At 59.2% G+C, this 26,464-nt stretch carries 21 protein-coding genes; 11 read left to right on the top strand and 10 right to left on the bottom strand.

All coding sequences use genetic code 11. The features are described 5' to 3' along the window. Positions 1–140 precede the first annotated feature (140 nt). Positions 141–608 carry an Lrp/AsnC family transcriptional regulator gene (locus tag ASB65_RS19820; RefSeq protein ID WP_004430414.1) on the top strand — a complete coding sequence of 156 codons (468 nt, stop codon included), beginning with the start codon at positions 141–143 and terminating at the stop codon, positions 606–608. Here ASB65_RS19820 and ASB65_RS19815 read toward each other — a convergent pair. Together ASB65_RS19815 and greA are read right to left on the bottom strand one after the other, a co-directional pair. After that, entirely contained in the window at positions 580–1,695 is a 1,116-nt protein-coding gene (locus ASB65_RS19815) for a glycosyltransferase family 4 protein (protein WP_245301399.1), read from the bottom strand. The two genes, ASB65_RS19820 and ASB65_RS19815, sit on opposite strands and share 29 nt — an antisense overlap. An 88-nt stretch (positions 1,696–1,783) precedes the next feature. Further along, positions 1,784–2,260, bottom strand: coding sequence for a transcription elongation factor GreA (greA, locus tag ASB65_RS19810; RefSeq protein WP_004430419.1), 477 nt, complete (start codon positions 2,258–2,260; stop codon positions 1,784–1,786). Positions 2,261–2,481: 221 nt separating this feature from the next. On the opposite strand from greA, the gene ASB65_RS19805 reads away from it, so the two are divergent. From ASB65_RS19805 to ASB65_RS19795, 3 genes are all read left to right on the top strand, one after another. Further along, on the top strand, positions 2,482–3,714 hold the full coding sequence (locus ASB65_RS19805; RefSeq protein ID WP_060725135.1) for a putative DNA modification/repair radical SAM protein: 1,233 nt from the start codon (positions 2,482–2,484) through the stop codon (positions 3,712–3,714). Continuing rightward, positions 3,714–5,162, top strand: coding sequence for a UdgX family uracil-DNA binding protein (locus ASB65_RS19800; RefSeq protein WP_060725134.1), 1,449 nt, complete (start codon positions 3,714–3,716; stop codon positions 5,160–5,162). Before ASB65_RS19805 ends, ASB65_RS19800 begins: the two co-directional genes overlap by 1 nt. Positions 5,163–5,306: 144 nt before the next feature. Then, positions 5,307–6,446, top strand: a complete 1,140-nt coding sequence (locus ASB65_RS19795; RefSeq protein ID WP_060725133.1) for a GGDEF domain-containing protein — start codon at positions 5,307–5,309, stop codon at positions 6,444–6,446. Between the two features lie 35 nt (positions 6,447–6,481). Here the strand turns inward: ASB65_RS19795 and ASB65_RS19790 are convergent, their stop codons facing one another. From ASB65_RS19790 to ASB65_RS19780, 3 genes are all read right to left on the bottom strand, one after another. Further along, complete coding sequence (locus tag ASB65_RS19790; protein ID WP_035212676.1) at positions 6,482–6,667, bottom strand: hypothetical protein; 186 nt, start codon at positions 6,665–6,667, stop codon at positions 6,482–6,484. Between the two features lie 216 nt (positions 6,668–6,883). After that, positions 6,884–10,372 (bottom strand): carbamoyl-phosphate synthase large subunit, encoded by a 3,489-nt coding sequence (carB, locus tag ASB65_RS19785; protein WP_060725132.1) that lies wholly within the window; start codon positions 10,370–10,372, stop codon positions 6,884–6,886. A gap of 157 nt (positions 10,373–10,529) precedes the next feature. Next, positions 10,530–11,351, bottom strand: coding sequence for a LytTR family DNA-binding domain-containing protein (locus ASB65_RS19780; protein WP_060725131.1), 822 nt, complete (start codon positions 11,349–11,351; stop codon positions 10,530–10,532). 92 nt (positions 11,352–11,443) lie between these two features. On the opposite strand from ASB65_RS19780, the gene ASB65_RS19775 reads away from it, so the two are divergent. Beyond that, positions 11,444–11,932, top strand: a complete 489-nt coding sequence (locus ASB65_RS19775; RefSeq protein WP_060725259.1) for a DUF2306 domain-containing protein — start codon at positions 11,444–11,446, stop codon at positions 11,930–11,932. Between the two features lie 98 nt (positions 11,933–12,030). Next, positions 12,031–12,963: a neutral zinc metallopeptidase gene (locus ASB65_RS19770; RefSeq protein ID WP_060725130.1), complete on the top strand. Its 933-nt coding sequence runs from the start codon at positions 12,031–12,033 to the stop codon at positions 12,961–12,963. A 32-nt stretch (positions 12,964–12,995) separates the two neighbouring features. On the opposite strand, the gene ASB65_RS19765 is transcribed toward ASB65_RS19770, so the two are convergent. Together ASB65_RS19765 and ASB65_RS19760 are read right to left on the bottom strand one after the other, a co-directional pair. Beyond that, positions 12,996–13,475, bottom strand: a complete 480-nt coding sequence (locus tag ASB65_RS19765; protein WP_020808734.1) for a DUF2938 domain-containing protein — start codon at positions 13,473–13,475, stop codon at positions 12,996–12,998. 306 nt (positions 13,476–13,781) lie between these two features. Continuing rightward, the gene (locus ASB65_RS19760; RefSeq protein WP_060725129.1) at positions 13,782–15,872 is read right to left on the bottom strand and encodes a methyl-accepting chemotaxis protein; all 2,091 of its coding nucleotides are present in this window, start codon (positions 15,870–15,872) and stop codon (positions 13,782–13,784) included. A 328-nt stretch (positions 15,873–16,200) separates the two neighbouring features. Between ASB65_RS19760 and ASB65_RS19755 the strand changes: the two genes are divergently transcribed. Next, positions 16,201–17,598 carry an MATE family efflux transporter gene (locus ASB65_RS19755; protein ID WP_060725128.1) on the top strand — a complete coding sequence of 466 codons (1,398 nt, stop codon included), beginning with the start codon at positions 16,201–16,203 and terminating at the stop codon, positions 17,596–17,598. A 39-nt stretch (positions 17,599–17,637) separates the two neighbouring features. On the opposite strand, the gene carA is transcribed toward ASB65_RS19755, so the two are convergent. Further along, entirely contained in the window at positions 17,638–18,843 is a 1,206-nt protein-coding gene (carA, locus tag ASB65_RS19750) for a glutamine-hydrolyzing carbamoyl-phosphate synthase small subunit (RefSeq protein ID WP_004430447.1), read from the bottom strand. A 335-nt stretch (positions 18,844–19,178) separates the two neighbouring features. Here carA and ASB65_RS19745 point away from each other — a divergent pair, with 335 nt between their 5' ends. Beyond that, positions 19,179–19,631 carry a GatB/YqeY domain-containing protein gene (locus ASB65_RS19745; RefSeq protein ID WP_004430448.1) on the top strand — a complete coding sequence of 151 codons (453 nt, stop codon included), beginning with the start codon at positions 19,179–19,181 and terminating at the stop codon, positions 19,629–19,631. Between the two features lie 280 nt (positions 19,632–19,911). On the opposite strand, the gene ASB65_RS19740 is transcribed toward ASB65_RS19745, so the two are convergent. Then, positions 19,912–20,241 (bottom strand): BrnA antitoxin family protein, encoded by a 330-nt coding sequence (locus tag ASB65_RS19740; protein WP_060725127.1) that lies wholly within the window; start codon positions 20,239–20,241, stop codon positions 19,912–19,914. Beyond that, the gene (locus ASB65_RS19735) at positions 20,204–20,485 is read right to left on the bottom strand and encodes a BrnT family toxin (protein ID WP_020808729.1); all 282 of its coding nucleotides are present in this window, start codon (positions 20,483–20,485) and stop codon (positions 20,204–20,206) included. The genes ASB65_RS19740 and ASB65_RS19735 overlap by 38 nt, the downstream gene beginning before the upstream one ends. Positions 20,486–20,683: 198 nt before the next feature. On the opposite strand from ASB65_RS19735, the gene dnaG reads away from it, so the two are divergent. The 3 genes from dnaG (at position 20,684) to ASB65_RS19715 (ending at position 26,230) form a co-directional block, all read left to right on the top strand. Beyond that, entirely contained in the window at positions 20,684–22,669 is a 1,986-nt protein-coding gene (dnaG, locus tag ASB65_RS19725; protein WP_060725125.1) for a DNA primase, read from the top strand. A gap of 393 nt (positions 22,670–23,062) precedes the next feature. Beyond that, entirely contained in the window at positions 23,063–25,117 is a 2,055-nt protein-coding gene (gene rpoD, locus ASB65_RS19720) for an RNA polymerase sigma factor RpoD (RefSeq protein ID WP_003494761.1), read from the top strand. A 195-nt stretch (positions 25,118–25,312) separates the two neighbouring features. Beyond that, positions 25,313–26,230 carry a DUF930 domain-containing protein gene (locus tag ASB65_RS19715; protein WP_060725258.1) on the top strand — a complete coding sequence of 306 codons (918 nt, stop codon included), beginning with the start codon at positions 25,313–25,315 and terminating at the stop codon, positions 26,228–26,230. The last annotated feature ends 234 nt before the right edge of the window (positions 26,231–26,464 follow it).

The raw sequence follows: 26,464 nt of genomic DNA, 5'->3' as shown, positions 1-26,464 counted from the left end.
TTTATTCAAGGGCAGCCTTGCGTTACCAACAAGGCAGTTGTGGATGCGCGCGCAATTTTGTGACCGGGCGGCGGCATAATGTTGCGAATCCCGCGCCGAATAGTACAAGGAAGTTCTCCAGCTTAACGAGGTACTGCTCCGTGACCAGCGTCGAACTCGATGCCATCGATCTCAAAATCCTGCGCGAATTGCAGCGCGACGGGCGCATGACCAATGTGGAACTGGCCGAAAGGGTCGGTATTTCCGCGCCGCCATGCCTCAGGCGGGTCCGCAAGCTGGAGGAGGCGGGCGTGATCGAGGGTTATCACGCCATGTTGAACGCCCCGAAGCTCGGTTTCGACCTCGTCGCCTTCTGCATGATCGGTCTCAAACGCCAGTCGGACAGCAATCTGAAGGCTTTTGCGGCGGCAACCGCCGGCTGGTCGCTGGTGCGGCAGGCCTGGATGGTGTCGGGCGAAAGCGACTTCCTGCTGCATTGCGTCGCCAAGAACCTGACGGAATTTCAGGATTTCGTCATCGAGGTTCTGACGGCGGACGAAAATGTCGATACGGTGCGCACCATGCTCACCATCCGTCAGGTCAAGCGCGTCGGTCTGGTGGAAATCTGATCGGCCGGCTTTTTGTCGGCTTCGGGGGGCATTCCCCCCGCCGCAACGCCTCATAGACTTCGCCGAGACTTGTCGCTTCTTTTTCCAGCGGAAAAGTGCTGCGCACATGCGCAAGTCCAGCGCTTGCGTGGGCTTTGGCCAGAGCAGGATCGGCGAGATAGGTCTTTATCGCGTCTCTCAGCGAGGCATAGTCACCCGCATCGACAACCGCCCCGGTCTCGCCCGTGGAGATCATTTCCTCGTAAGCGCCGGCATTACTGGCGACAACGGCCGTCTCGGAGGCCATGGCTTCGAGCGGTGTCAGGCCGAAACCTTCATTGCGGGATGGGGCGACATAGAGCGTCAGCCGCCGGTACCAGGGCTTGATGTCGTCAACTTCGCCCTGAAATACGATGCGGTCGGCAAGGCCGGCTGCGGCGACATCGGCCTTGAGCGCATCACCGAAGGCCTTGTGTTCCGCCGTGACGCGGCCGGACACTACGGCTGTCCATTGCGGATGGTTGGGCAGAAGTTCGATCATGGCGCGCACGAATAGATCGGTGCCCTTCTGGTGGCGCACGCGTCCGAAACAGCCGATCAGATATTGGCCCGGCAGGCCGGTTGCCGCGATCGTATCTTCCGGACCGGTGGCCGGGTGGAAAAGGTCGGTATCGACGCCATGCATGACGACGCGATGGGGCACTTCCAGGAACGAGCCGGAGCGGGCGTTGGTCGCAACCACGGCATCCATCTTCGAAATCAGAAAACGGGTATAGGCGGAATGCCGCCTCTGTGCCGCGGAGGTAAAGAGCAGCTTCACCTTCATGCGCAGCACATCACGCATCAGAAGACCCGGCAACATTTCGAGATTGCGGCGGGCATGCCAGATGCGCGGGCTGCCGACAGGGCCATTCTGCCAGAGCCGCCACAGATCGCGGAAGCGCACATGCGGCAGATGCGGTGGCAGGCCGGGGCCGATGGTGGCCACCTTCTGTCTCAGCCGGTTCTGCACCGGTATCAGCTGGACGATGGTGGAGGTGACGCCGGAGAGCCTGCGCTTGAAGTTCGGCGCAAGCACCTGCACATCTTTCAGACTGACGTGGGACAAGATGGGCTTCCGTCTCTGCGGCTGGTTTGGAGATTCAATACGTCAAAAAACAATGCGCCCGCGTGGGGCGCATTGCACGTCGGGGCAATCAGCCCCACTGTACCGCGAGAATCTCGTAGCCCTTGGCGCCGCCGGGCGCGTTGACTTCGATGCTGTCGCCGACTTCCTTGCCGATCAGGGCGCGGGCAATCGGCGAGGAGATGGAGATGCGGCCAGCCTTCACATCGGCTTCCTGGTCGCCGACGATCTGGTAGGTTCGTTCCTCGTCGCTATCTTCGTCGATCAGCTTGACGGTGGCGCCGAACTTGATCTTGGAACCGGACATTTTGGACAGGTCGATGACTTCCGCGCGTGCGGTCAGGTCTTCGAGTTCGGTGATGCGGCCTTCATTGTGGCTCTGGGCTTCCTTGGCAGCATGGTACTCGGCGTTTTCCGAAAGGTCGCCATGGGCGCGCGCTTCCGCAATTGCCTCGATGATACGGGGACGCTCCTCCTGCTGGCGAAAGCGCAGCTCCTCCTGCAGCTTTACGAATCCACCCTGAGTCATCGGTACTTTTTCTACCATTTTTTTATCCTTCGCATTCCGGTCGCTTTACTTGCAGACACAAAAAGAAACAGGTTCCGGAGAGGAACTCCGGAACCATGCCAAAATCATAACTGAGCCGACTATATCAGAAGACGACAGCGAAATGCCAGCAAATTTGAGGTGTGAGTATTTCCTCATTCAATCAAAGGCTTGACTGCCATTATTGACATTCTTCAATGGAACATATAGTGAACATAGCTATGAAGAAGTCGATCAGGCAACGGCTGGCCATTCTCTCCGACGCGGCGAAATATGATGCCTCCTGCGCATCGAGCGGCACGACAAAACGCAACTCCGCAGCGTCAGGCGGTCTGGGCTCCACGGAAGGGTCGGGCATCTGCCATGCCTATGCGCCGGACGGGCGCTGCATTTCGCTCCTGAAAATTCTGCTGACCAATTTCTGCATCTATGATTGCGCCTATTGCATTAACCGCTCTTCCAGCAATGTCGAGCGAGCGCGGTTTACGCCAGAAGAAGTGGTTTGGCTGACGCTGGAGTTTTATCGGCGCAACTATATCGAGGGGCTGTTCCTGTCCTCCGGCATCATCCGCTCCTCCGATCACACGATGGAAGAGATGGTGCGCGTGGCGCGTGAACTGCGCGTTACCCATGGTTTTCGCGGCTATATCCACCTGAAATCCATTCCCGAAGCGTCGCCCAGGCTGATCGAGGAGGCGGGGCTTTATGCGGATCGTCTTTCGATCAATATCGAATTGCCGACCGATAGCGGCATTGGCCGTTTCGCGCCGGAAAAGCAGCCCGCCAATATTCGCCGCTCCATGGCCGATATCCGTTTGAAGATCGAGGAGGCGGGGGAGCCGACCGTCCGGACACGCAAGACCAGGCGCTTTGCGCCGGCCGGTCAGAGCACGCAGATGATCGTGGGGGCCGATGGCGCAGACGATAGCACCATTCTCTCCACCAGCGCCCGGCTTTATGGCAGCTACGGTTTGCGGCGCGTTTATTATTCGGCCTTCAGCCCCATTCCGGATTCGTCGAAGAACCTGCCGCTCATCAAGCCGCCGCTCATGCGTGAACACCGGCTTTATCAGGCCGACTGGCTGTATCGCTTTTATGGCTTCGACATCGGTGAGATAACCGCGATCGGGGGCGATGGCATGCTCGATCTCGATATCGACCCGAAGCTCGCCTGGGCGCTGAAGCATCGCGCGCGGTTCCCTGTGGACGTCAACGTGGCGGAGCGGGAAACGCGGCGGCGCGTGCCCGGTTTCGGGACGAGAACGGTCGCATCCATTCTGTCGTCGCGACGGTTCCGGCGGTTGCGGCTGGGGGGTATCGCCCGCTTTGGGGTTTCCCGGAAAAAGGGGAAGGCCTTCATCGTCGCAGAGGGGTGGCCGCCGGGCAAGGTGACCGAGCGGCCGGATTTGCGGGCGATGTTTGCGCCGCAGCCCGAGCAATTGTCGCTCCTGTGATGTACGGCCCGGTTCTGGAAGGGCGGGGTGATTTCGGCGAGTGGCGCGATGCCGCCCGCGCGGCGCTTGCCGCCGATATTCGACCCGAGATGATTGACTGGCGGTTGCGGGATGACGGGGCAGGGCTGTTGGATTTTGCCGGCGAGCCCTTGCCGGCGGCCGGTTCTGGGTCCGGGCAGGTTTCTGTTCCAGCTTCGTTCGTGGCGCTGGCGCAGGCCGTCATCTGTCATGGCGATGCAGGCCGTTTTGCACTGCTTTACCGGCTGTTGTGGCGGCTGAGGGAGGGTCGCGCACTGTTGCAGTTCAAGTCCGATCCGGATGTTTCAGAGGTCCGGCTGCTTGAGAAATCCGTCAGACGCGATTGTCACAAGATGACTGCTTTTGTCCGTTTCAAGGAAGTGCCCTTGCCTCAGGGGCAGGGCGGGCGGCGGCGGTTTATTGCCTGGTTTGAGCCTGACCATTTCATCGTCGAGCGCACGGCCGCGTTTTTCCAGCGGCGGTTTACCGACATGGACTGGCTGATCGCCACGCCGAAGGGCTCTGCACGGTGGGACGGAAACGCGCTGGAGACATCGCGGGAAGCGGCGGAAAAGCCTGATCTGACGGACGAGACGGATGAACTCTGGCGGACCTATTATGCCAATATATTCAATCCGGCCCGCCTGAAGATCAAAGCCATGACGGCGGAGATGCCAAAGAAATACTGGAAGAACCTGCCGGAAGCCGATCTTATTCCCGGTCTGGTTCTCGGAGCAGAGGCGCGGGTGCTGGAGATGGCCGCCAAAGCGGCAAGCCAGCCGCAGCCGTTTCACCACCGCCTGCAGGCTGCGGCCGCTGCACGGGAGACGCCGCAACCGGCGCCGGATGGTACGCTCGCGTCGCTGGCGCGGGAGGCGGGCCATTGCACCCGCTGCCCCCTGCATTGCAACGCCACGCAGACGGTTTTCGGCTCTGGCCCGGAAGATGCGAACATCATGATCGTGGGCGAGCAGCCGGGCGATCACGAGGATCTCGCCGGCAAACCTTTCGTCGGCCCGGCCGGCCAGCTCTTTGACCGGACTCTCGCCCAAATCGGCATCGAACGCAAAAAGCTTTACGTCACCAATGCCGTCAAGCACTTCAAATACGAAACGCGCGGCAAACGGCGCATTCATCAGCGTCCGAATGCGGGCGAAGTGGAGCAATGCCGCTGGTGGCTCAATCAGGAAATCGCGCTTGTTCGGCCAAAACTGATCGTTGCCATGGGCGCAACGGCGCTTTATGCGCTGACCGGCGGCAAGGAAAAGGTCACGGAGATACGGGGGCGTCCTTTACCAATGGAGGAGGGCCGGACGCTTTTTGTCACCGTGCACCCGTCCTATCTACTGCGCCTTGTCGATACGCAGGCGAAAGAGGCGGAAATGGCAAAATTCACAAAGGATATGCAGTTTATTAGAGCGTTCGAATAGATTTCTATCTGCGATTGGAGATTTATTTCAATAGGCGAATATTAACTTACAGTAGTATAATTTATGGATTATTTATATGTTATTTTTATTAAAATTTTATACTTAATATTATAATTAAGTCCTCCGAATTTATATGGACAAATCATGTTGGGTGAGCTCGACCTTACGACAGTCATATTGATGCAAAAGTGTTCCTACATCGTTGGGCTTTTGAGTTTTATCTACCTGAAAATGACCAATCGCGATTTGCGCGGTCCCATTCCTCTCGCGGCGGGTTTTGCGACGATGGCGATTGGCTCCACGCTTGCCGGTTACGGAGAATGGGGAATATTGTCGCCGGCTTTATGGCAACTGGGCAGTGTCGTTTTTGGTGTTGTGGGTTATGCGCTGATCTGGCTCGGCTTGAAGACGTTGAGCGACGGACGCGCTGTCGACCGGCGAATCCTATCCTTTTTGTGTTTTATCGCCGTGCTGACGATGGTCGTCGCGCATCAGGTGGCGGACAATAATGCGCTTCGCGCGGCGCTCTTCAATGGCTGCGCGTCGCTGGCCTATATCGCCGGGGCGTTGGTGCTTTTTGCCGGATGGCGCAGGGAGCCGCTGCTTTCCCGTCTGGCGCTGGGTGCGATTACTGGCGTCTCCGGTCTCATTTCGCTGGCGGTGATGAAAAGCGTGCTTTTTCCCGGCTATGCCACCCCCAATCTGGTCAATGCGTTTTTCTTCATCATCATGCTGAACTTCGCGATCGCCCTGTTCGTGATGATGCTGGTTGCCGAGCGGTCGGAACGGAAATTGCTGGTTCTTGCCAATACGGACCCCCTGACCGGCGTTAAGAACCGGCGCTTCTTCTTCCAGACCATGCCCGCGACGCCTCATCCCGCCGACGCGGCCATGTTGCTCGATATCGATCACTTCAAGTCGATCAACGACCGTTTCGGCCACGCCGTCGGCGATAGCGTGCTGCAGGAAGTGGCAAAGCGCATTGGCGGTAGCATTCGTGGTGGGGATGTGCTGGCGCGTTACGGTGGTGAGGAATTCATCATCTATCTGCCTGGCGCCGGCGTTCACAAGGCCTGCATGATCGGCGAACGTATTCGCGATGCGATTGCGGTCAGCGAGGTCGACTGCGGCGGTCTGCGTGTCGGAGTGACGATCAGCATCGGCGTTGCCGCCACCGGCGACATGCGCTGCGATCTCCAGACGCTTGCCGAAATGGCGGATCGTGCGCTTTACCGCGCGAAGACCGAAGGGCGCAATTGCGTTCGCGAGGCGATGGCCGCCTAGGGGCATCCTCGTTTCTGCGGCTGACAGCTTGCGGTTCAGCCTCTTGGCGCGCTCGTATCCATCGCGGCGCGATGCCGTAAGGCTTCTTTCAGCAATATCTCGATCTGGGCATTGATGCTGCGCAGTTCATCGCTCGCGGTGTGGCGGATTTGATTCAATATCGCGGGTTCGATCCGCAGCGGAAAAGCCACGCGCTCCGGGCCTGGCGGACGTCCAGCCATGAGTTAACCCTGCAGCTTCAAGTTCAGGGAAATGATGCGACCGATGGCGGAAGCGGATTTTTCAGGCGTAGGAAAAGACATCATGGGCCTCGCGTGGGATGATGTCTTTTTGCTACCCGAAACGGATTGCAGCGGGATTACGCGATGCAAAACGCCGCGGACATGGGGATCCGCGGCGTTTTGGTTTCAATCTTGCGGGCTTCTCCCGCAGAAAGCTTAGTTGAAGTAGCTCTGCAGCGGCTTCACTTCCAGATTGCCGGCCTTCAGCGCCTTGATGGCAAGGGCTGCTGCTTCCGCACCGGCCATCGTCGTGTAGTAAGGCACCTTCTGCATCAGCGTCGCGCGGCGCAGCGACTTCGAGTCAGAGATCGCCTTGTTGCTGTCGGTGGTGTTGACGACCAGCTGGACCTGACGGTTGCGGATGGCGTCTTCGATATGCGGACGACCTTCCTGCACCTTGTTGATCTTTTCGGCATTGATGCCCTGTTCAGCAAGGAAACGCTGGGTGCCGCCGGTTGCGAGAACCTTGAAGCCGCTTTCCACCAGAATGCGGATGGCCGGCAGAACGCCTTCCTTGTCGTCGTCACGCACGGAAACGAAGACCGTGCCGGAGCGGGGCAGATCGACGCCGGCGCCGAGCTGGCTCTTGGCGAAGGCCAGCGCGAAATCCGTGTCGAGGCCGATGACTTCACCGGTCGAGCGCATTTCCGGTCCGAGCAGGATGTCGACGCCCGGGAAGCGCGCGAAGGGGAATACGGCTTCCTTGACGGCAATGTGCTTCAGGTTGCGCGGATCAGGCTTTTGGCCATAGGCGGCAATCGCCGCATCAAGCTTCTCGCCGGCCATGACGCGGGCAGCGATCTTGGCGATCGGCGCACCGATGGTTTTTGCAACGAAGGGCACCGTGCGCGAGGCGCGCGGGTTGACTTCGAGAACGTAGATCGTGCCGTCCTTGATAGCGTATTGAACGTTCATCAGGCCACCGACGTTGAGCGCCTTTGCAAGCGCCGTCGTCTGGCGTTCCAGCTCGTCGAGGGTTTCCTTGCTCAGCGAACGGGAAGGCAGCGAGCAGGCCGAGTCGCCCGAGTGGATACCGGCTTCTTCGATGTGCTCCATGATGCCCGACACGAAGACGTTTTCGCCGTCGCACAGTGCATCGACGTCGACTTCGACGGCGTTGGTCAGGTAGCTGTCGAACAGAAGCGGGTTCTTGCCGAGCAGGGTGTTGATCTGGCCGGTCTTGTCGTTCGGGTAACGCTGCTTGATGTCCTCTGGCACGAGGCCCGGAACCGTGTCGAGCAGATAGGTCTGGAGCTGGCCTTCCGAATGGATGATCTGCATGGCGCGGCCACCCAGAACATAGGAAGGACGCACGACCAGCGGGAAGCCGATTTCCGAAGCGACGAGGCGCGCCTGTTCAACCGAATAGGCGATGCCGTTGTTCGGCTGGGCGAGGTCGAGCTTCATCAGCAGCTTCTGGAAACGGTCGCGGTCTTCGGCAAGGTCGATCATGTCAGGCGCGGTGCCGAGGATCGGGATACCGTTCTTTTCCAGCGCTTCGGCCAGCTTCAGCGGCGTCTGGCCGCCGAACTGCACGATGACGCCGACCAGTTCGCCCTTTTCCTGTTCGGCGCGCATGATCTCGATCACGTCTTCGGCCGTCAGCGGTTCGAAATAGAGGCGGTCGGAAGTGTCGTAGTCGGTCGAAACCGTTTCCGGGTTGCAGTTGATCATGATCGCTTCGAAGCCTGCATCCTTCAGCGCGAAGGCAGCATGGCAGCAGCAATAGTCGAACTCGATGCCCTGGCCGATACGGTTCGGACCGCCGCCTAGGATGACGACCTTCTTGCGGTCGGAAACCTGCGCTTCAGAGCGGGCGGCGCCGACGAAGGGGATTTCATAGGTCGAATACATGTAGGCGGTGGGCGAGGCGAATTCTGCCGCGCAGGTATCGATGCGCTTGAAGACCGGGCGAACATTGAGGCTGTTGCGCAGCTCGGCCACTTCCTTCGGGCGCTTGCCCGTCAGAATTGCCAGGCGGGCGTCGGAAAAGCCCATGGCTTTGAGCATGCGCAGGTTCTCTGCGTCCTGCGGCAGGCCTTGCTCACGGACACGGGCTTCCATGTCCACAATTGCCTTGAACTGGGCGATGAACCAGGGGTCGATCTTCGAGTTTTCGTGGACTTCTTCTTCCGTCATTCCCATGCGCAGCGCCTGGGCGACCATGCGCAGGCGATCCGGCGTCGGCGTGCCGATGGCGGCGCGGATGGCGTTCTTGGAGCCTTCGCCCTCTTCAAAGCCGGGGATTTCGATTTCATCGAGACCGGTGAGGCCGGTTTCCATGCCGCGCAGCGCCTTCTGCAGCGATTCTGCGAAGGTGCGGCCGATGGCCATGACTTCACCGACGGACTTCATGGCCGTGGTGAGGATCGGCGAGGCGCCCGGGAACTTCTCGAAGGCGAAACGCGGGATCTTGGTGACGACGTAGTCGATCGACGGTTCGAACGAGGCAGGCGTCGCGCCGCCGGTGATATCGTTTTCCAGCTCGTCGAGCGTATAGCCGATGGCGAGCTTGGCGGCGATCTTGGCGATCGGGAAGCCGGTGGCCTTGGAAGCGAGAGCCGAAGAGCGCGAGACGCGCGGGTTCATTTCGATGACGACGAGACGGCCGTCCTTCGGGTTGACGGCGAACTGCACGTTCGAGCCGCCGGTTTCCACGCCGATCTCGCGCAGCACCGCGATGGAGGCGTTGCGCATGATCTGGTATTCCTTGTCGGTCAGCGTCAGCGCCGGCGCAACGGTGATGGAATCGCCCGTGTGGACGCCCATCGGATCGCTGTTTTCGATGGAGCAGATGATGATGCAATTGTCCGCGGTGTCGCGGCCCACTTCCATCTCATATTCCTTCCAGCCGGGAACCGATTCTGCGACCAGAACTTCTGTCGTCGGCGAAGCGTCGGGGCCGCCGGAGACGATGTCGAAGAATTCCGAGCGGTTATAGGCAATGCCGCCGCCGGTGCCGCCGAGCGTGAAGGACGGGCGGATGATGGCGGGCAGACCGACATGGTCGATGGCCTGGGCGGCGATTGCCATGGCGTGCGCCATATAACGCTGCTTGCGGTCGGTTTCGCCGAGGTTCCACTGGTTTTCGAGGTCGTCCAGCGCCTTGTCGAGATCGGGGCCGGAAAGCTTGCCCTTCAGTTCAGTGCGGGCGGCTTCGTGCTTCTTGCGGTCGGCGTCCTTGATTTCGGTCGCATTGGCGAGCATGGACTTCGGCGTTTCGAGGCCGATGCGTGCCATCGCTTCGCGGAAGAGGGCGCGGTCTTCAGCCATGTCGATGGCTTCGGGCTTCGCGCCGATCATTTCCACATTGTAGCGGTCGAGAACGCCCATGCGCTTGAGAGAAAGCGCGGTGTTGAGCGCGGTCTGGCCGCCCATGGTCGGCAGAAGCGCGTCCGGGCGCTCCTTGGCGATGATCTTGGCGACGACTTCAGGCGTGATCGGCTCAACGTAAGTGGCGTCGGCAAGGCCCGGATCTGTCATGATGGTGGCCGGGTTGGAGTTGACCAGAATGACCCGGTAACCCTCTTCCTTAAGCGCCTTGCAGGCCTGCGTGCCGGAATAGTCGAATTCACATGCCTGGCCGATGACAATCGGTCCCGCGCCGATGATGAGGATGGACTTGATATCTTGGCGCTTCGGCATGGGCTCTCTCGTTCCGCTTTTTGGTTGCGCAAAACACCAGCCAGGGTGAAGGATCACCGGCCGGGGCGCGCAATTCAAAGTTTTCAGGCTAGAAGCGGCTTATAGGCAAATGTTTTTGAGAACGGAACCCCATAAATTCCGGAATCGACAGAAACTCTTAACGGGCTGGGGCAAGGGCCGCAAAACGGGCCTGCGCCGCTGCATTATAAGAGCGGCTGACGGGGATTTCCGAACCGTCCCTTGTCATGAGAAGTAGACGACCCGCCTGTTTACGCAGCGCGACGACATCGGCATCGGCGATCCAGTGCGACCGGTGTACCTGCAAGCCCTGCGTCTCGCCAATTTCTTTCAGCGCATCGGCAAAACGCAGCAGAACGAGCTGATGCCCGCGCGTGGTGACGATCTGCGTATAATGGTCCTGCACCGAAAGCCGCAGCAATTCTCCGCGCTTTAGCGGTGGCAGCCGCTCCAGCAGCGGCGCGACGCCTTTCACCTCACGCTTGGTATCATCGTCTGTGTCCGTAACGGCGTTGGCCGTTGTTTCGAGCGACTGGCCGGTAGTGAGATAACTCAGCAGGCAGAAGATGGCACAGAGAGGCAGGGCCGACAGGCTGCTTTCTAAAAAGGGGCCGAAACCCATTTCCTTACCTGAAAATACCCGGTTCGTGACGGTAAGCAGGAGCCCGATCGGCAGGGCCGCCGTCAGCGAACCGATCATCATGCGCGCCAGCATGTTTCCGATGCGGCCGGCGAGGATGCTGTTGGCGATGATGGAAAAGGATATCGCGAATGTCCAGGCGCCGGCCTGAATGATTGTCCAGTAAAGCAGCCGGTCGGCGAAACTCATGGTTTCGCTCGTCCCGAAAGGCCCGGTCACGATGAAGATCGCCAGCACGGCGAGAAATGTCAGCCACAGCCTGCGCGATTGCAGGACGGCGTGCATTTCACGAAGCGTGGATTGCAGATACGGGTGATCCACGAAGTTTTCCTGCGGTTGGCGTCAATCCGTTTTTCTTGAGCGCATGTTTTGCCGAAATTGCCGGTGATTTCAACCGAGCCGAAACAGCAACCATGTCATTCCAGCCATTGTTAGACGCACCGCTCGCCGTGCAATTCCATGTCGCCACCGTCGTGCCCGCAGCCATTCTCGGCGCCTTCATCTTCCTGCGCCGCAAGGGAACCGCCATCCACCGGCTGCTCGGCAAGATCTGGGTGATGCTGATGGTCACGACTTCCGTTTCGACGTTCTTCATCCATGAATTGAGGGTGTTTTACGGTTTCAGCCCGATCCATCTGCTCTCGGCCTTCACCCTCTATGGCTGTCTGCAATCGGTCTATTTCGCCCGGCGCGGCGATATCAGACGCCATATGCGCATCATGCAGAGCGTTTATCTCGGCGGCATCGTTGTTGCCGGAGGTTTCACCTTCGTTCCCGGTCGCCTCATGCATGAGGTTGCTTTTGGTGATGGCAAAGCCGGTTTTGCGGCCCTTTCCGCCGGCGCTCTCGTGTTTGCCTTCCTGTTTCTGACCGTATTGAAACAAAGACGCAGAGCCGCTTGAGAGACTCCGTTCGCCGCCTCTGCTTTCTTCCGGAACAAGATGTATTATAGTGCCGTTATATGGCAGCTTGTTAAGGCGGTATCCGCCGGGAGAATAGCATGGAATGGAGAGGGCGCCGCCAGTCGGACAATATCGAGGATCGGCGTGGCATGTCGGCGGGATCGGGGCCAGGCGGTAACGATCCTTTTGCCCGTGGCGGAATGCGCGTGCCGATCGGGCGTCGCGGTGGCGGCATCGGTATTGGCGGTATTGTTGTCATCCTGCTGATCAGCTGGGTGCTTGGCATCAACCCGCTGACGCTGCTTACGGGCGGCGACATCTCGATGGATGGCGGTGGCACGACGCAACAATCCGGCACCCAGCAATCCGGCACACGCCCGCAGGGCGAATCGTCGGACGAGACGACGGCTTTCGTGCGCACCGTGCTGGCTGAGACGGAAGATACCTGGAGCGGCATCTTCCAGTCCGCCGGGGAGACCTATCAGAAACCGACGCTGGTTCTGTTCTCCGGGCAGGTGTCTTCTGCCTGTGGTTATGCCTCTGCCGCCAGCGGCCCGTTCTATTGCCCGGGTGACCGCAAGGTCTATCTCGACACCAGTTTCTTCAATGAACTGGACAAGCGTTTCGGTGCGGCCGGCGATTTCGCACAGGCTTACGTGATTGCGCATGAGGTGGGCCACCACATCCAGAACCTGACCGGCGTTCTGCCGGAATTCAACCGCCGCCGCCAGTCCATGAGCCAGGTGGACGCGAACAAGATGTCGGTGCGAGTCGAGCTTCAGGCTGATTGTTATGCCGGCATCTGGGGCAAGTTTACCGAACAGAAGGGCATTCTCGAAACCGGCGACCTCGAGGAAGCGCTTAATGCCGCCCACCAGATTGGCGACGATACGCTGCAGAAGCAGACTCAAGGCTATGTTGTGCCTGACAGCTTCAACCACGGCACCTCGGCACAGCGCGCGGAATGGTTCAAGCGCGGTTTCCAGAGCGGCCGTGTCGAGGATTGCGATACGTTCTCGGCGAATATTTAAGGAGAGGGGGCTTTTCAGCCCCCCCTTTTCATTCAACGCATCAAAAGCGCTACGGCATACATGCCGAGGGCGAAGATGGTATGGGCCACGAGGTTGAGGACGCGAACCTTCGTGGGGTTCGGCGTTTTCGATGCGGCCCAGCCAATGCCGAGACCCGGCTGCAGCAGGAACCAGCCCGCGCCCACCGTTATGATGCCGATGATCCACGGCTCAATGAAGGACGGGTTTGCAAACCACGCGGCCGGGACCACCAGCGCAAGAATGATGCCGTAGAGAATGCCGACGGCGTAATGCGAAATCCAGCCGAGCGCGAGCTCATGCTCGTAAGGTGCCGCCGTGGCGATGCTGTCGTGAAATATCCTGCCCTTCGGCACATGCCAGAACCAGCGGCCGACCGGCGCCCAGTTGGGGGCGGACTGGCCAAAAAACCGGTGCAGTATGATTGCCCATATATCCATAAACACGGTACCGCCAATGCCCATGGCAATGCCGCGCCAAATCAAATCCAGCATAGATCCCTCCGCAAATCATGATCGATCAAGCTCTAGCGGATCGGGCCGGTAGAGAGAACCGGGTATCGTTCGCGCGGCAAATAAAAATGGCCGGATCGCTCCGGCCATGAAAGAGGTTGAAACCTCTCCTCCGTCATGCCGGTCCCCGGAACAAGCCCGAGGACGATCCGGCATCCAGCCACGGCGCGTCTGCGCCGTGGGGAATGAGTCTTTCGCGATCAAGGACTTGATCGCGCTGGACCCCGGATCAAGTCCGGGGTGACGGCGTTTGTATGCTTTGCCTCCGCCAAACGATCAGGCGGTTCCTTAAGCAGCACGCCCATATTCCGCCTGCCGCCGCGTGGCCGTGGCGAGCTGGAACTGTGCGAGCAGATCGTTAAGCGCCGCCGCTTCGGACGCCAGCCCATGACTTGCCGCCGTCTGTTCCTCGACCATCGCGGCATTCTGCTGCGTGCCCTGATCGATGGTGTTGATGGCGGTGTTGATTTCCTGAAGCCCGGTCGACTGCTCGCGCGACGAGGTCACGATGGCGTCGATATGACGGTTGATCTCCTGCACTTCGCGGACGATGGTTTCCAGCGCCTTGCCGGCATTGCCGACGAGATCGACGCCGGACTGTACCTGCGATGTCGAGGCGTTGATCAGCGTCTTGATTTCCTTGGCCGCATTGGCGGAGCGCTGGGCGAGCTCGCGCACCTCCTGTGCGACGACGGCGAAGCCCTTGCCCGCCTCACCGGCGCGGGCGGCTTCCACACCGGCATTCAGCGCCAGCAGGTTGGTCTGGAAGGCGATCTCGTCGATCACACCGATGATGTTGCTGATCTCCGATGATGACTTTTCAATGCCTTCCATGGCGCGCACGGCATCTTCCACGATGACGCCTGACTGTTCGGCATTGTTGCGGGCGCGATCGACCAGACGGCCGACTTCTTCCGCACGGCGGGCGGAATCCTTCACCGTCGTGGTGATTTCCTCAAGCGCCGCCGCCGTTTCTTCCACGGAGGCTGCCTGCTGTTCGGTGCGCCGTGCGAGATCATCCGCCGACTGGCGAATTTCTCCCGCGCCGGCATCGATGGCGCGGGCATTCTGGCCGACGGTGCTGAGCGCTGCGTTCAGCTTGGCGACGGAATTGTTAAAATCGTCGCGCAGGCGGTCGATGCGGGTCACGAAGGGCGTGTCGATGCGATAGTTGAGATCGCCGTTCGAAAGATGAGCCAGTCCCTTGGCAAGCGAATCGACCGCGAACTGGATGTCCGCCGCGTCTTTTGCCGCCAGTCTCTCGCGGTCGCTACGTTCCTGTTCGGAAAGCGTGCGGTTCTGCTCGGCATCGCCTTCGAGGCGCAGACGTTCCATGGCGTTCGACCGGAACACGGCAACCGCCGCCGCCATCGAGCCGATCTGGTCGGTGCGTTCCTGACCGGGAATGACGACATCGAGATTGCCGGCTGCAAGGCCTTCCATGGCCGAGGTCATCTGCGTGACGGGGCGGACGATGAAGCGTGAAAGGACGGTTGCGAGAAGTCCGATCATGATCGTGGCTGCGAGGATCGTGGCGATGGTTGCCGCCAACCGGAACTGGCCGATTGCGCTGTAGGCAACATCGGAATCGACGACGAAACCGAGATACCAGTCAACCGAGGGCAGGCCGGCGACCGGAATGAAGCTGGTGATCTTGCCCTTGCCGTCGATCTCGGTCTGGTAAATGGCGGAGGAAATAGCCGGTGTGTCGACCTTGAAGAGGTCGGCCAGCGGCTTGTCGACGAATTTCGGATCGGGATGGATGAGGATCTTGCCATCCTTGCTGACGAGGAAAGCGTATCCATCCGTGCCGGCATCCACCGACTTGATCATCTTCACCAGCGAATCCAGCGAGAAGTCACTGCCCGTCACGCCGGCAAGCTTGCCATCGATGGAAACGGGAATGGCGGCGGTGATGATGAGGCCGCCGGTCGATGCATCATTATAGGGTTCGGTCAGGACGGTCTTACCGGCTTTCACCGCATCCAGATACCACGGGCGTTTGCGAGGATCATAACCCTCAGGCAGTGGTGTTTTCGGGAAGGTGGTGAAGCTGCCGGTGTCGGCATTGCCGAAATAGGTCGACATGAACTGGGCGGTGAGAACGTCGTTTTCCAGAAACCGCAGCTTGGCCTCGTCATCAGGCAGCTTGGCGAGCGTCTTTGCCACCGTTTCGGTCAGCATGATGCGGCCATTCAGCCAGTTGGCGATGCTTTGCGCGGCCTGCTTGCCGGAAGAATCGATATTCTCCGCCACCGCTTCCGTCGTGACCCGGTGCTGAAGACTGTCGATGTAGAAAGAGAAACCGGCAAAGGCGGCGACGACAAGTGACGACGCAGCAACGAGAATGCGCGTCATGAGATTGGTTTTTTTGGGCAAGCTACACGTCCTTGAAACCGGGTGAACCCGTTCGGCTCATCTTGGAAAATGGTGGGAAAGACATGCCTCAAAGGCGGGAATATTCTGCGTCATGCAGCTTGTGGTTTAGAAGAACTACGCGATATTCTAATAAGTAAAGCGAAATGGTAAAATTCAGCTAAATTTGTCTTATGTCAGTCGGGCTCGGCCGCGGCGCGCCAGATTGCCGTTTTGCGTAAATTTTGATCATCGATCTGCAAAGGTTGCGTGCAGGAAGGGAATATTTTATTCATCACCATGCTGCCGTTGCGCAATTCGCGGGCAACGGCCAAGGTTCAGGTGAATTACAATGTCTTCGTCGGTTGTTGCAGGAACCGTTCCGTCCGGATCGGGGTCGTGGTTTTCGCATTTCAAGGCTACGCTTGTGCTGGGAATTCCGCTCATCGGCGCTCAGCTCGCGCAGCTTGGCATCCACACCACTGACATGATCATCGTCGGCCAGCTTGGCGCCGAAAAACTGGCGGCCATGGTGCTGGCCGGGCAGTTCTTCTTTGTCGTCTTCATTTTCGGCTCTGGTTTTTCCGTCGCCGTGGTGCCGATGGTGGCGCAGGCCTACGGGCAGGGTGATGCGACGGCGGCCCGTCGCTCGCTTCGCATGGGCATGTGGGTGGCCATCGCCTACTGGCTGCTTGCCCTGCCGATCTTCTTTAATGCGGAGCGCATTCTCGTTTCGCTCGGGCAGAACCCCAATGTTGCGGCGCTGACCGGGCATTATCTTGCCATCGCCAAGTTCGGCCTCCTGCCGGCGCTGTTGTTTTACGTGCTGCGCAGTCTCGTCAGCGCCATCGGGCGTGCGGGCATCATTCTTTATGTCACCATCATCATGCTCGTGATGAACGGCGTGCTGGCCTATATGCTGGTATTCGGCCATTTCGGATTACCGGTGATGGGCATGAACGGCGCGGCCGTCGTTGCCGTCATCGTCAATGCCTTCAGCTTCATTTTCATCGTCGCCTATGTGCAGACGCGCGAGGAGACGAAGAAATACGAGCTGTTCGTGCGCTTCTGGCGGCCGGACTGGCATGCGCTCTTCGAAGTGCTGCGGCTTGGCCTGCCGATCAGCATCACCATTCTCGCCGAAGTGACGCTGTTTGCCGCCGCCTCGATCCTGATGGGGCAAATCGGTACCGTGCAGCTTGCGGCGCATGGCATTGCCCTGCAGCTTGCTTCCATCGCCTTCATGATACCGCTCGGCCTGTCGCAGGCGGCGACCGTGCGGGTGGGCATCGCCCGCGGTCAGGGCGATTTCAAGAATCTCATCCGCGCCGCCATCATGATTTATGCGATCGCCTGCGGTATTGCGATTTGCGGTGGCATCCTGTTTGCGGCCGTGCCGGAATTTCTGGCGAAGTGGTTCCTGGATGCGAAATTGCCCGAGGCGGCGGAAGTGCTTGCCTATGCCAGCAGCCTCGTGGTGATCGCCGGTATCTTCCAGCTGGTCGACGGCATTCAGGCTGTGACGGCAGGTCTGCTGCGCGGATTGAAGGATGCGCGCATTCCGGCGATGCTGGCGCTGATTTCCTATTGGCCGATCGGGTTGGCGCTTGCCTGGATCATGGCTTTTCCGCTCGGCTTTGGCGGACGCGGCGTCTGGTTCGGTTTCGTGATCGGCCTTTCAACGGCGGCTGTTCTGCTCACCATTCGCTTCGTGCTTCTGGTGAAGCGTGAAATGCAAACGGCCCGCTGAAAAGCGGGCCGCATAATCTTTCCTGATCTCCGGAGGTAATCAGCGCTCGGCGAGCGCTGCCTCACCCTTGTTCTCGCGCAGCAGGTTGACGAAGCGGCGGAAGAGGTAATGGCTGTCCTGCGGGCCGGGCGATGCTTCCGGATGGTGCTGGACGGAGAAGACCGGCTTGCCGACGATGCGCAGGCCGCAATTGGTGCCGTCGAACAGCGAGATATGGGTCTCTTCGACGCCTTCGGGCAGCGACTTGGTATCGACCGCAAAACCGTGGTTCATGGAGACGATTTCCACCTTGCCTGTCGTGAAGTCCTTGACCGGATGGTTCGCGCCGTGGTGGCCCTGATGCATCTTTTCGGTCTTGGCGCCGACGGCGAGGCCGAGCATCTGGTGACCAAGGCAGATGCCGAAGATCGGCAGATCGCTTTTGATGAGGTTCTGGATAACAGGCACGGCATATTCGCCCGTCGCGGCCGGGTCTCCCGGGCCGTTGGACAGGAACACGCCATCCGGCTTCAGCGCCAGGATGTCTTCGGCCGAAGTCTGGGCTGGAACGACGGTGACTTTGCAATCCAAACCGGCAAAGAGGCGCAGGATGTTGCGCTTGACGCCGAAATCGACGCAGACGACGTGATACTTGGCATCGGCTTCACCGAGCGTGCCGTAACCCTTGTTCCAGACCCAGGGGGTTTCAGTCCAGGTGGAGGACTGGCCGGAGGTCGCTTCGATGGCGAGATCGAGACCAACGAGGCCGCTCCACGCCTTGGCTTCCGCCTTCAGCGCTTCGATGTCGAAGACACCGTTCGGGTCATGGGCGATGACCGCGTTCGGCGCGCCGTTTTCGCGAATCCATGCCGTCAGCGCGCGCGTGTCGATGCCGCAAAGGCCGATGACGCCGCGGGCCTTCAGCCAGGCATCCAGATGCTTGGCGGCGCGGAAGTTCGAGGGATCGGTGATGTCGGCCTTGAAGATGACGCCGACAGCGCCGCGGCGGGCGGCAGGCGTCAGGTCTTCAATGTCTTCCTCATTGGTGCCGACATTGCCGATATGCGGGAAGGTGAAGGTGACGATCTGGCCGAGATAGGAAGGGTCGGTGAGGATTTCCTCGTAACCCGTGAGCGCCGTGTTGAAGCAGACTTCGGCCTGAACCTTGCCGGTTGCGCCGATGCCTGTTCCCTCGATCACTGTGCCATCGGCAAGAACAAGCATTGCGGTCGGTTTGCGGGTAGTCCAGGGCGCTGTCTCGGTCATCTCGTTCCGTTTCTGCCGCTTCGCACCCCGCCTCTTGAAAGGCAGGGGGTAAGGGGCCATTTTTGTCGCAGGCTTCGTGACATAAAGGGGCGCGCGATAAAGCTCGCGTTCCGACCCTTCGTTAAAATCTCGTGCAGGTGCCGGAAAATAACGAAAGCAGCCCAAGCGGTCAACCGCAGGTCCAAGATTTACGCGGATTTAAGCTGTCGTAGATTCAAGGGCTTATGCAATTGATTTGCTTGAGCGTGTTTGCTCGTTTATGTCGTTGCGAAAAATAAGGCGGAAAGTTTGCCGATCAGGAAGCTGTGGAACGGGCTTTCCCAAGGAGAAGAAAAATGCTGCGCGACGTGTTCGCTAATACTTTGAAAGATGCGCTGAAGGCTCGTGACGCCCGACGTACATCGACCGTGCGTCTCATCCAGACGGCCATCAAGGATCGCGATATCGCCAATCGCGGCGTGGGCAAGGACCCCGTCAGCGATGAAGATATCATGCAGATCCTGACCAAGATGGTAAAGCAGCGGGAAGAATCCGCCACCATCTACGAAGGTGCCGGCCGTCCCGAGCTTGCCGCTCAGGAGCGCGAGGAAATCGTCATCATCAAGGAATTCATGCCGGAAGAAATCCCGGCCGAGAAGGTGCGCGAACTCTGCCAGGCCGTCATCACGGAGACCGGCGCTTCCGGCCTGCGCGACATGGGCAAGTGCATGAATGCGCTGAAAGAGCGTTATCCGGGCCAGATCGACTTCGCGAAGGCCTCCGGTGTTGTGAAGGATTTGCTAAAGTAATTTTCGGTGCTCCGAAAAAGTAAAGGCAGGGCAGATGTGAACTGCCCTGCCTTTTTTCTGTCGACGAAACGCATTCCGGCGGATCAGAATGCTCTCAAGCGCAGGCTTTTTTCGGGGGACGTGCCTGCGGGCGTCGGCAGATTATACGGAGGTCAATTGCTGCCTTCGCTGATGTTTTTACATCGCCGCTGCGTGGCACTCAAATTACAAAAACATAATTTTTGGTGATGTTGCAGCGCCACAAATTTGCCCGAAGCAGGCGCAAAGGGCGTTACCACGCTTAGCCCTGCCGCTTTTTCTGCTCATGCACATAGTGGCGCAGGACGGCATTCATGCGGGTCTGATAACCTTTCCCGGTGGCCTTGAAGAAATCCACGACATCCTGATCGACGCGAATGGAAATTGACTGTTTGGGAGTAGGGAAAACCACTTCGGCCTTCGACCAGTCGATATCCTCAAAGCCGGCCCAATCTGGATCGTCGCGCGTGGCGCGGTCGATATCCTCGTCGGTCAGGGCATCGACGCGTTTCCAGTCCGTTCGGTCGTCGCCCTTGGCAATCTTCTTTTGGATTTCATCCAGGGAATAGCTGACGGTACGTTCTTCGCTCATTTTGTCTCGCCGCTCTTGCCGATATGATCCGGCACACGTCTCCACGCATCGTATACACAATTGCGATCAATGTGTCCGTTTCCGGACATATGGCCAGAACCCGGCTCTCTCCGTTTTGGTCAGATCTCTTTTCCAGATGGGGCATCGACAGAACTTTTGCCGCTCTCAGAAAGTCGATCCCGTGTTTCTCGATATTGATCAACCGCTTGTTTTCATCCCATTCAAAGGAGATGAAATCCTTCATCACGATTTCCATGCGCTGCCTACAACTGATGTCAGTTCATAGGCACTCATGCACCGAGTATGTATATACACTCGTATATTCTTCTGTATATACACCGATGTCAATTCCGCCTGTGAATAGTGGGTATTGTTTATCTCTCCATTTTGTATTGCGGCTCTTATGCGCTTATATGAAAGACTGGCCTCGAACAGGTAACCCATGCGTTTTTCCAATTCTTTCCTCGATGAGATACGCGACCGCGTGCACATCTCCGATGTGATCGGCCGACGTGTGTCCTGGGACAAGAAGAAGACCAACACGTCGCGTGGGGATTATTGGGCCTGCTGCCCGTTCCATGGCGAGAAAAGCCCGAGCTTTCACTGCGAGGACCGTAAGGGCCGCTACCATTGCTTTGGCTGCGGTGTTTCGGGCGACCATTTCCGTTTTCTGACGGAGCTTGAGGGTCTGAGTTTTCCGGAGGCCGTGCAGCAGATCGCCGATATGGCCGGCATTTCCATGCCGCAGCCCGATCCGCAGGCGGAAAAGCGCGAGCGCGAGCGGACCTCTCTTCAGGACGTCATGGAAATGGCGACCCTGTTCTTTCAGGACCAGCTGCAGACGGCGCTTGGCGCGCGGGCGCGGGCTTACCTGCGCGATCGCGGGTTGACCGGGCGCACCATCGAGACCTTTCGGCTCGGTTATGCGCCGGATAGCCGTAATGCGCTGAAAGAGCATCTGGCAAGCAAGGGCGTGTCGAAGGAACAGATGGAGGCCTGCGGGCTGGTGGTGCATGAGAACGTACCGGTCTCCTATGACCGGTTTCGCGATCGCATCATGTTCCCGATCCTGTCCTCGCGGGAAAAGGTGATCGCCTTTGGCGGTCGCGCGATGGCTTCGGATGCGGTGGCGAAATATCTGAACTCCAACGAGACTGAGCTCTTTCACAAGGGCAATGTTCTCTACAATTTTGCCCGCGCCCGGCGTGCGTCGCAGGCGGCAGGCGGTTCTGTCATTGCCGTCGAAGGTTATATGGACGTCATCGCGCTTTATCAGGCGGGTGTCGAAAATGCCGTCGCGCCGCTCGGCACGGCGCTGACGGAAAGCCAGCTCGATCTCCTCTGGAAAATGTCGCCGCAGCCGATCCTCTGCTTTGATGGTGACGGTGCCGGCATTCGCGCCGCCAACCGTGCCGCCGATCTCGCTTTGCCGCATATCAAGCCGGATCGGTCGGTCAGCTTTGCGCTGCTGCCCGATGGCAAGGATCCGGACGATCTCGTGCGGCTGGAGGGGCGCGCGCCGTTTGACCGGGTATTGTCCGAAGCCAAGCCGCTTGCGGCGATGATCTGGAGCCGCGAGACGTCAGGCGTCACCTTTGATACGCCGGAAAAACGCGCCCAGCTCGAAAGCCGGCTGCGGCAGATTGTTGCCGTGATCGGCGACGAGGCCGTGCGGCGGTTTTACCAGCAGGATATGCGTGACAGGCTGAATGGCTTTTTCCAGCCACGTTTTCAGCAGGGCGGGACACAGAACGGCAATTTCCGCCGCAATGGCGCGCAGCCCGCGGGACGTGGCTTCCAGCGCAATGCGCCAGGGCGTGGCGGGGCGATGGCAGCACCAACCAGCAGCATTTCCGATCGCCTGGCGCAATCGGGCCTTGTCAGGGGCTATCAGACCAAGCCTTCGCTCCGGGAAAGCGTTCTCGCCATCACCATCGTCAACCATCCCGAACTGCTGCTCGAGGAATATGACGAGATCGCCGCTATCGATTACGAGAACCGCGATCTGCAGCGCCTGTGGTCGACGGTGCTGACCTATGCGGCGGAAAGTGCTGCGGAGATTTCGCGAGCAGGGCTGATCGAGCGGCTGTCGCAGCACGAGTTCGAGGTGCTTTTGAAAGCCATGGACCAGCAGGTACGCAATGCCCGCCTGTGGACCGCGACTGAACAGGCGGCGATGGAGGATGCGCGTGAAGGTTACGTGCAGGCGCTTTCCCTCCACAAACGGACAAAATCCCTGCTCTGGCAGAAACGCGAGCTGGAGCGGGAAATAGCCGAAGCGACGGATGATGAGCGCGGCACACTTCTGGTGCGCGCTCTGGCCGAGGTCCAGCTGGAAATCGGCCGCATGGAAAACCAGGAAGCGATCATCGATGGTTTCGGGGTCATGTCCGGCCGGGTGAAGGGGCCGGCTGTTGGCCATGGCTGATGATGGTCGGCAGAATTGAAAGGTGTTTGGGGTTGCCTTTTGCGGCAAGCGTCCTAAATAGGGGATAGTTTGGTGATAACCCGCAAAATGCGGCTCTTTTTAAGAATTTCCGTGTCTGTCTCGCCCGCAAAGGCTTGACGGGGCGGGAAATAGCGGGAATCACCATTTCAGGAAAAGTAAGGTGGAATGAGCCTTGGCGGATAGAAATTGCATGAGCAAGCATTTCCGGGTGCACTGTCTTTGCGTTCTGCCTGAGGCTGCCGTGGTTAATCGGCAATTAAAGATCACTCCGTTAGGTGTCTGACAGTGATTCGCGGCAAACCGCTGGATGCTCAAGGGGCGGACGGCGATGCGGCGGAACAGGTGTTAGCGTCAGGGAAAGCGACGAGATAGATGGCAACCAAAGTCAAAGAAAACGAAGAAGCAGAAAACGAACGCGACGGTGCGACGGACGGCCCGCTTCTCGACCTTTCGGATGACGCGGTCAAGAAAATGATCAAGGCCGCCAAGAAGCGCGGCTATGTGACGATGGACGAGCTGAATTCCGTCCTGCCGTCCGAAGAGGTGACTTCCGAGCAGATCGAAGACACGATGGCGATGCTGTCCGACATGGGCATCAATGTCATCGAGGACGAGGATGCCGAGGAAGCAACCGCGAGCGACGACGACAGCGATTCCGACGGCGAAGAGTCCGAAGGTGGCGAACTCGCCCCCTCCGGCGGCACCGCGCTTGCGACCGCAAAGAAGAAAGAACCGACCGACCGTACCGATGACCCGGTGCGCATGTATCTGCGCGAAATGGGTTCCGTCGAGCTTCTGTCGCGCGAGGGCGAAATCGCCATCGCCAAGCGTATTGAGGCCGGCCGCGAAACGATGATTTCGGGCCTTTGCGAAAGCCCGTTGACGTTCCAGGCGCTGATCATCTGGCGCGACGAACTCAACGAAGGCACTACGCTGCTGCGCGAGATCATCGATCTCGAAACGACCTATTCCGGTCCGGAAGCCAAGGCGGCTCCGCAGTTCCAGAGCCCGGAAAAGATCGAGGCTGACCGCAAGGCTGCCGAAGAGAAGGAAAAGACCCGCAAGCTGCGTGCGCCGACCGGTGACGAGGATGTGACTGATGTGGGTGGCGATGGCCTTCCGCCGGAAGAGGAAGAAGAGGACGACGACGAGTCCAATCTTTCGCTTGCCGCGATGGAAGCCGAACTGCGTCCGCAGGTCATGGAAACGCTCGACACTATCGCTGACACCTACAAGAAGCTGCGCAAGCTTCAGGACCAGCAGGTCGAGGCGCGTCTTGCCTGCACCGGCACCCTGTCTTCCGGCCAGGAGCGTCGTTACAAGGAACTGAAGGATCAGCTGATCACGGCCGTCAAGTCGCTGTCGCTGAACCAGAACCGTATCGACAGCCTTGTCGAGCAGCTCTACGACATTTCCAAGCGCCTGATGCAGAACGAAGGCCGTCTGCTGCGCCTTGCCGAATCCTACGGCGTCAAGCGCGACAGCTTCCTCGAGCAGTATCACGGTGCGGAACTTGATCCGAACTGGATGAAGTCGATCGCCAATCTGGCCGCCCGCGGCTGGAAGGAATTCGCGCGCGAGGAAAGCAACACGATCCGGGAAATCCGCCAGGAAATCCAGAACCTCTCCACGGAAACCGGCATTTCCATCGCCGAATTCCGCCGCATCGTTTCGATGGTGCAGAAGGGTGAGCGCGAAGCGCGTATCGCCAAGAAGGAGATGGTCGAGGCCAACCTGCGTCTCGTGATCTCGATTGCGAAGAAATACACTAACCGTGGTCTTCAGTTCCTCGATCTCATTCAGGAAGGCAATATCGGCCTGATGAAGGCGGTCGACAAATTCGAATATCGCCGCGGTTACAAGTTCTCGACCTATGCGACATGGTGGATCAGGCAGGCGATCACCCGCTCCATCGCCGACCAGGCGCGCACGATCCGTATTCCGGTGCACATGATCGAGACGATCAACAAGATCGTTCGTACCTCGCGCCAGATGCTGCACGAGATCGGCCGCGAGCCGACCCCGGAAGAACTGGCCGAGAAGCTTGCCATGCCGCTTGAGAAGGTGCGCAAGGTTCTCAAGATCGCCAAGGAGCCGATTTCGCTCGAAACCCCCGTGGGTGACGAAGAGGATTCGCATCTCGGTGACTTCATCGAGGACAAGAATGCGCTGCTGCCGATCGACGCCGCCATTCAGGCGAACCTGCGCGAAACGACGACCCGCGTATTGGCCTCGCTGACGCCGCGTGAAGAACGTGTTCTGCGCATGCGCTTCGGCATTGGCATGAACACCGACCATACGCTGGAAGAAGTCGGCCAGCAGTTCTCGGTTACCCGCGAACGTATCCGTCAGATCGAAGCGAAGGCGCTGCGCAAGCTGAAGCATCCGAGCCGCTCCAGAAAGCTCCGCAGCTTCCTCGACAGCTAAGCTTTTGCTTCCTTTAAAATTGAACCCGGTCAGTCACCTCTGGCCGGGTTTTTTGTTTCCCGCACTGGCGAACTCTGCGACAAGCCTTATGTGTGAAAACAGGCATTCCGCTTTTATTGGAAATGCTCCGGTTCGATTTGGTTCGATGAGATGCAACAGGTTTCGGCAGGCAGATGGCGGTGGAAGGGATGGGCTGTGCCCGTCTCCGTTCTCCTGCATCTTGCCGTTGTTGCGATCTTCCTTTTCGAACTGCCCGAGCGGATAGTCGAACCGCAGGAGCCGGAGAGCATCAGCGTCGATCTGGTGCCGCCGCCCGAGGAGAAAAAGGCGGAAGAGGCGCCGCCACCGGGTGAAGAGAAGGCGAAAGAGGAAAAGCCGCAACCGCCGCCACCACCGCCGGCCCCACCGGCGGAAGAGGCAAAACCTTTGCCGCAGCCGCAGGCGACGTTGCCGGCCATCGCCATGAGGCCTGAGGAAATGCAGGCGGATCGCGAGGACAAGCCGGGAAAGGCGGAAGAAGCGGAAAAGACCGAGCCTTCCGAGGAGCCCGCAAGCCAGCCTGAAAAGGCGGCCGAGGAAAAGCCCGCGCCGCCCGCCGCCAACCGCGATCTTCAGGCTTCCGCCGCGCAGGGGGAAATCGCGGTTTCACCTATCAAGGAAGAATCGCAGCCGGATCAGCCGCCAGTGCCGCAGGCAAAGCCGGTTGAGGAAAAGCCTGCGGAGGTGGCGGAAGAGAAGCCCGCGAAACTTCCGGCGGCCAAAAGCTTATTGTCGTCTGCTGTGTTAACTCCAGCGCAGCGACGGCAGATTTTTGGCGATCTACCGCCCCGTCGTCGCATCGTGCAACTTTGTCAGGCGGAAGCATTGGCCCAAATAAGAGAGGTTTATACGGCCACCCGAGGCATGTACGGCTTTTCCGACACCGGTGGACGCATATCCGGCAATCTACTTGACGCTACCGGAGGTGCATTCAACGTCGGCGACGTCTGGCGCGATGTCACGTTTCAATGTGAGGTGGATGTCGAGAATTACGCGGTGACGGCCTTCAGATTTAAAATAGGTGATGTCATTACGGCGGCTGAAGCAAAGAAACGAGGTTTCACGGGGCGGTAGCAGACCATTTGTCCCTCGCGAGGGTAAGTGAAACAAATGTTCCATTCGTCGATTCCATCCCTTCTCCCTCATTCCTGCGCTTGTCACAGGAATCCAGCCGGCGCGCGTCCGCGCGGCGAAGAACGTCCTTTCAGCCCAAGGACTTGGGCTGGCTGGATCTCTGTGACAAGCACAGAGATGAGGGAGGGAAGTGCGCTGCAAAACGGCCTCCCTATACACCAGCCGGGAAGCATC

The organism is Agrobacterium tumefaciens str. B6, from assembly GCF_001541315.1.
In the GTDB taxonomy this organism is placed as follows: domain Bacteria; phylum Pseudomonadota; class Alphaproteobacteria; order Rhizobiales; family Rhizobiaceae; genus Agrobacterium; species Agrobacterium radiobacter.
This window is presented reverse-complemented; position numbering and strand designations above follow the sequence as displayed.

Bases quoted from the DNA above. Each gene is read 5' to 3' on its own strand.
- greA (WP_004430419.1), bottom strand. From the start codon at position 2,260: ATGGTAGAAAAAGTACCGATGACTCAGGGTGGATTCGTAAAGCTGCAG.
- ASB65_RS19805 (WP_060725135.1), top strand. From the start codon at position 2,482: ATGAAGAAGTCGATCAGGCAACGGCTGGCCATTCTCTCCGACGCGGCG.
- ASB65_RS19800 (WP_060725134.1), top strand. From the start codon at position 3,714: ATGTACGGCCCGGTTCTGGAAGGGCGGGGTGATTTCGGCGAGTGGCGC.
- ASB65_RS19795 (WP_060725133.1), top strand. From the start codon at position 5,307: ATGTTGGGTGAGCTCGACCTTACGACAGTCATATTGATGCAAAAGTGT.
- ASB65_RS19790 (WP_035212676.1), bottom strand. From the start codon at position 6,667: ATGGCTGGACGTCCGCCAGGCCCGGAGCGCGTGGCTTTTCCGCTGCGG.
- carB (WP_060725132.1), bottom strand. From the start codon at position 10,372: ATGCCGAAGCGCCAAGATATCAAGTCCATCCTCATCATCGGCGCGGGA.
- ASB65_RS19775 (WP_060725259.1), top strand. From the start codon at position 11,444: ATGTCATTCCAGCCATTGTTAGACGCACCGCTCGCCGTGCAATTCCAT.
- ASB65_RS19770 (WP_060725130.1), top strand. From the start codon at position 12,031: ATGGAATGGAGAGGGCGCCGCCAGTCGGACAATATCGAGGATCGGCGT.
- ASB65_RS19765 (WP_020808734.1), bottom strand. From the start codon at position 13,475: ATGCTGGATTTGATTTGGCGCGGCATTGCCATGGGCATTGGCGGTACC.
- ASB65_RS19755 (WP_060725128.1), top strand. From the start codon at position 16,201: ATGTCTTCGTCGGTTGTTGCAGGAACCGTTCCGTCCGGATCGGGGTCG.
- carA (WP_004430447.1), bottom strand. From the start codon at position 18,843: ATGACCGAGACAGCGCCCTGGACTACCCGCAAACCGACCGCAATGCTT.
- ASB65_RS19745 (WP_004430448.1), top strand. From the start codon at position 19,179: ATGCTGCGCGACGTGTTCGCTAATACTTTGAAAGATGCGCTGAAGGCT.
- ASB65_RS19740 (WP_060725127.1), bottom strand. From the start codon at position 20,241: ATGAGCGAAGAACGTACCGTCAGCTATTCCCTGGATGAAATCCAAAAG.
- ASB65_RS19735 (WP_020808729.1), bottom strand. From the start codon at position 20,485: ATGAAGGATTTCATCTCCTTTGAATGGGATGAAAACAAGCGGTTGATC.
- dnaG (WP_060725125.1), top strand. From the start codon at position 20,684: ATGCGTTTTTCCAATTCTTTCCTCGATGAGATACGCGACCGCGTGCAC.
- rpoD (WP_003494761.1), top strand. From the start codon at position 23,063: ATGGCAACCAAAGTCAAAGAAAACGAAGAAGCAGAAAACGAACGCGAC.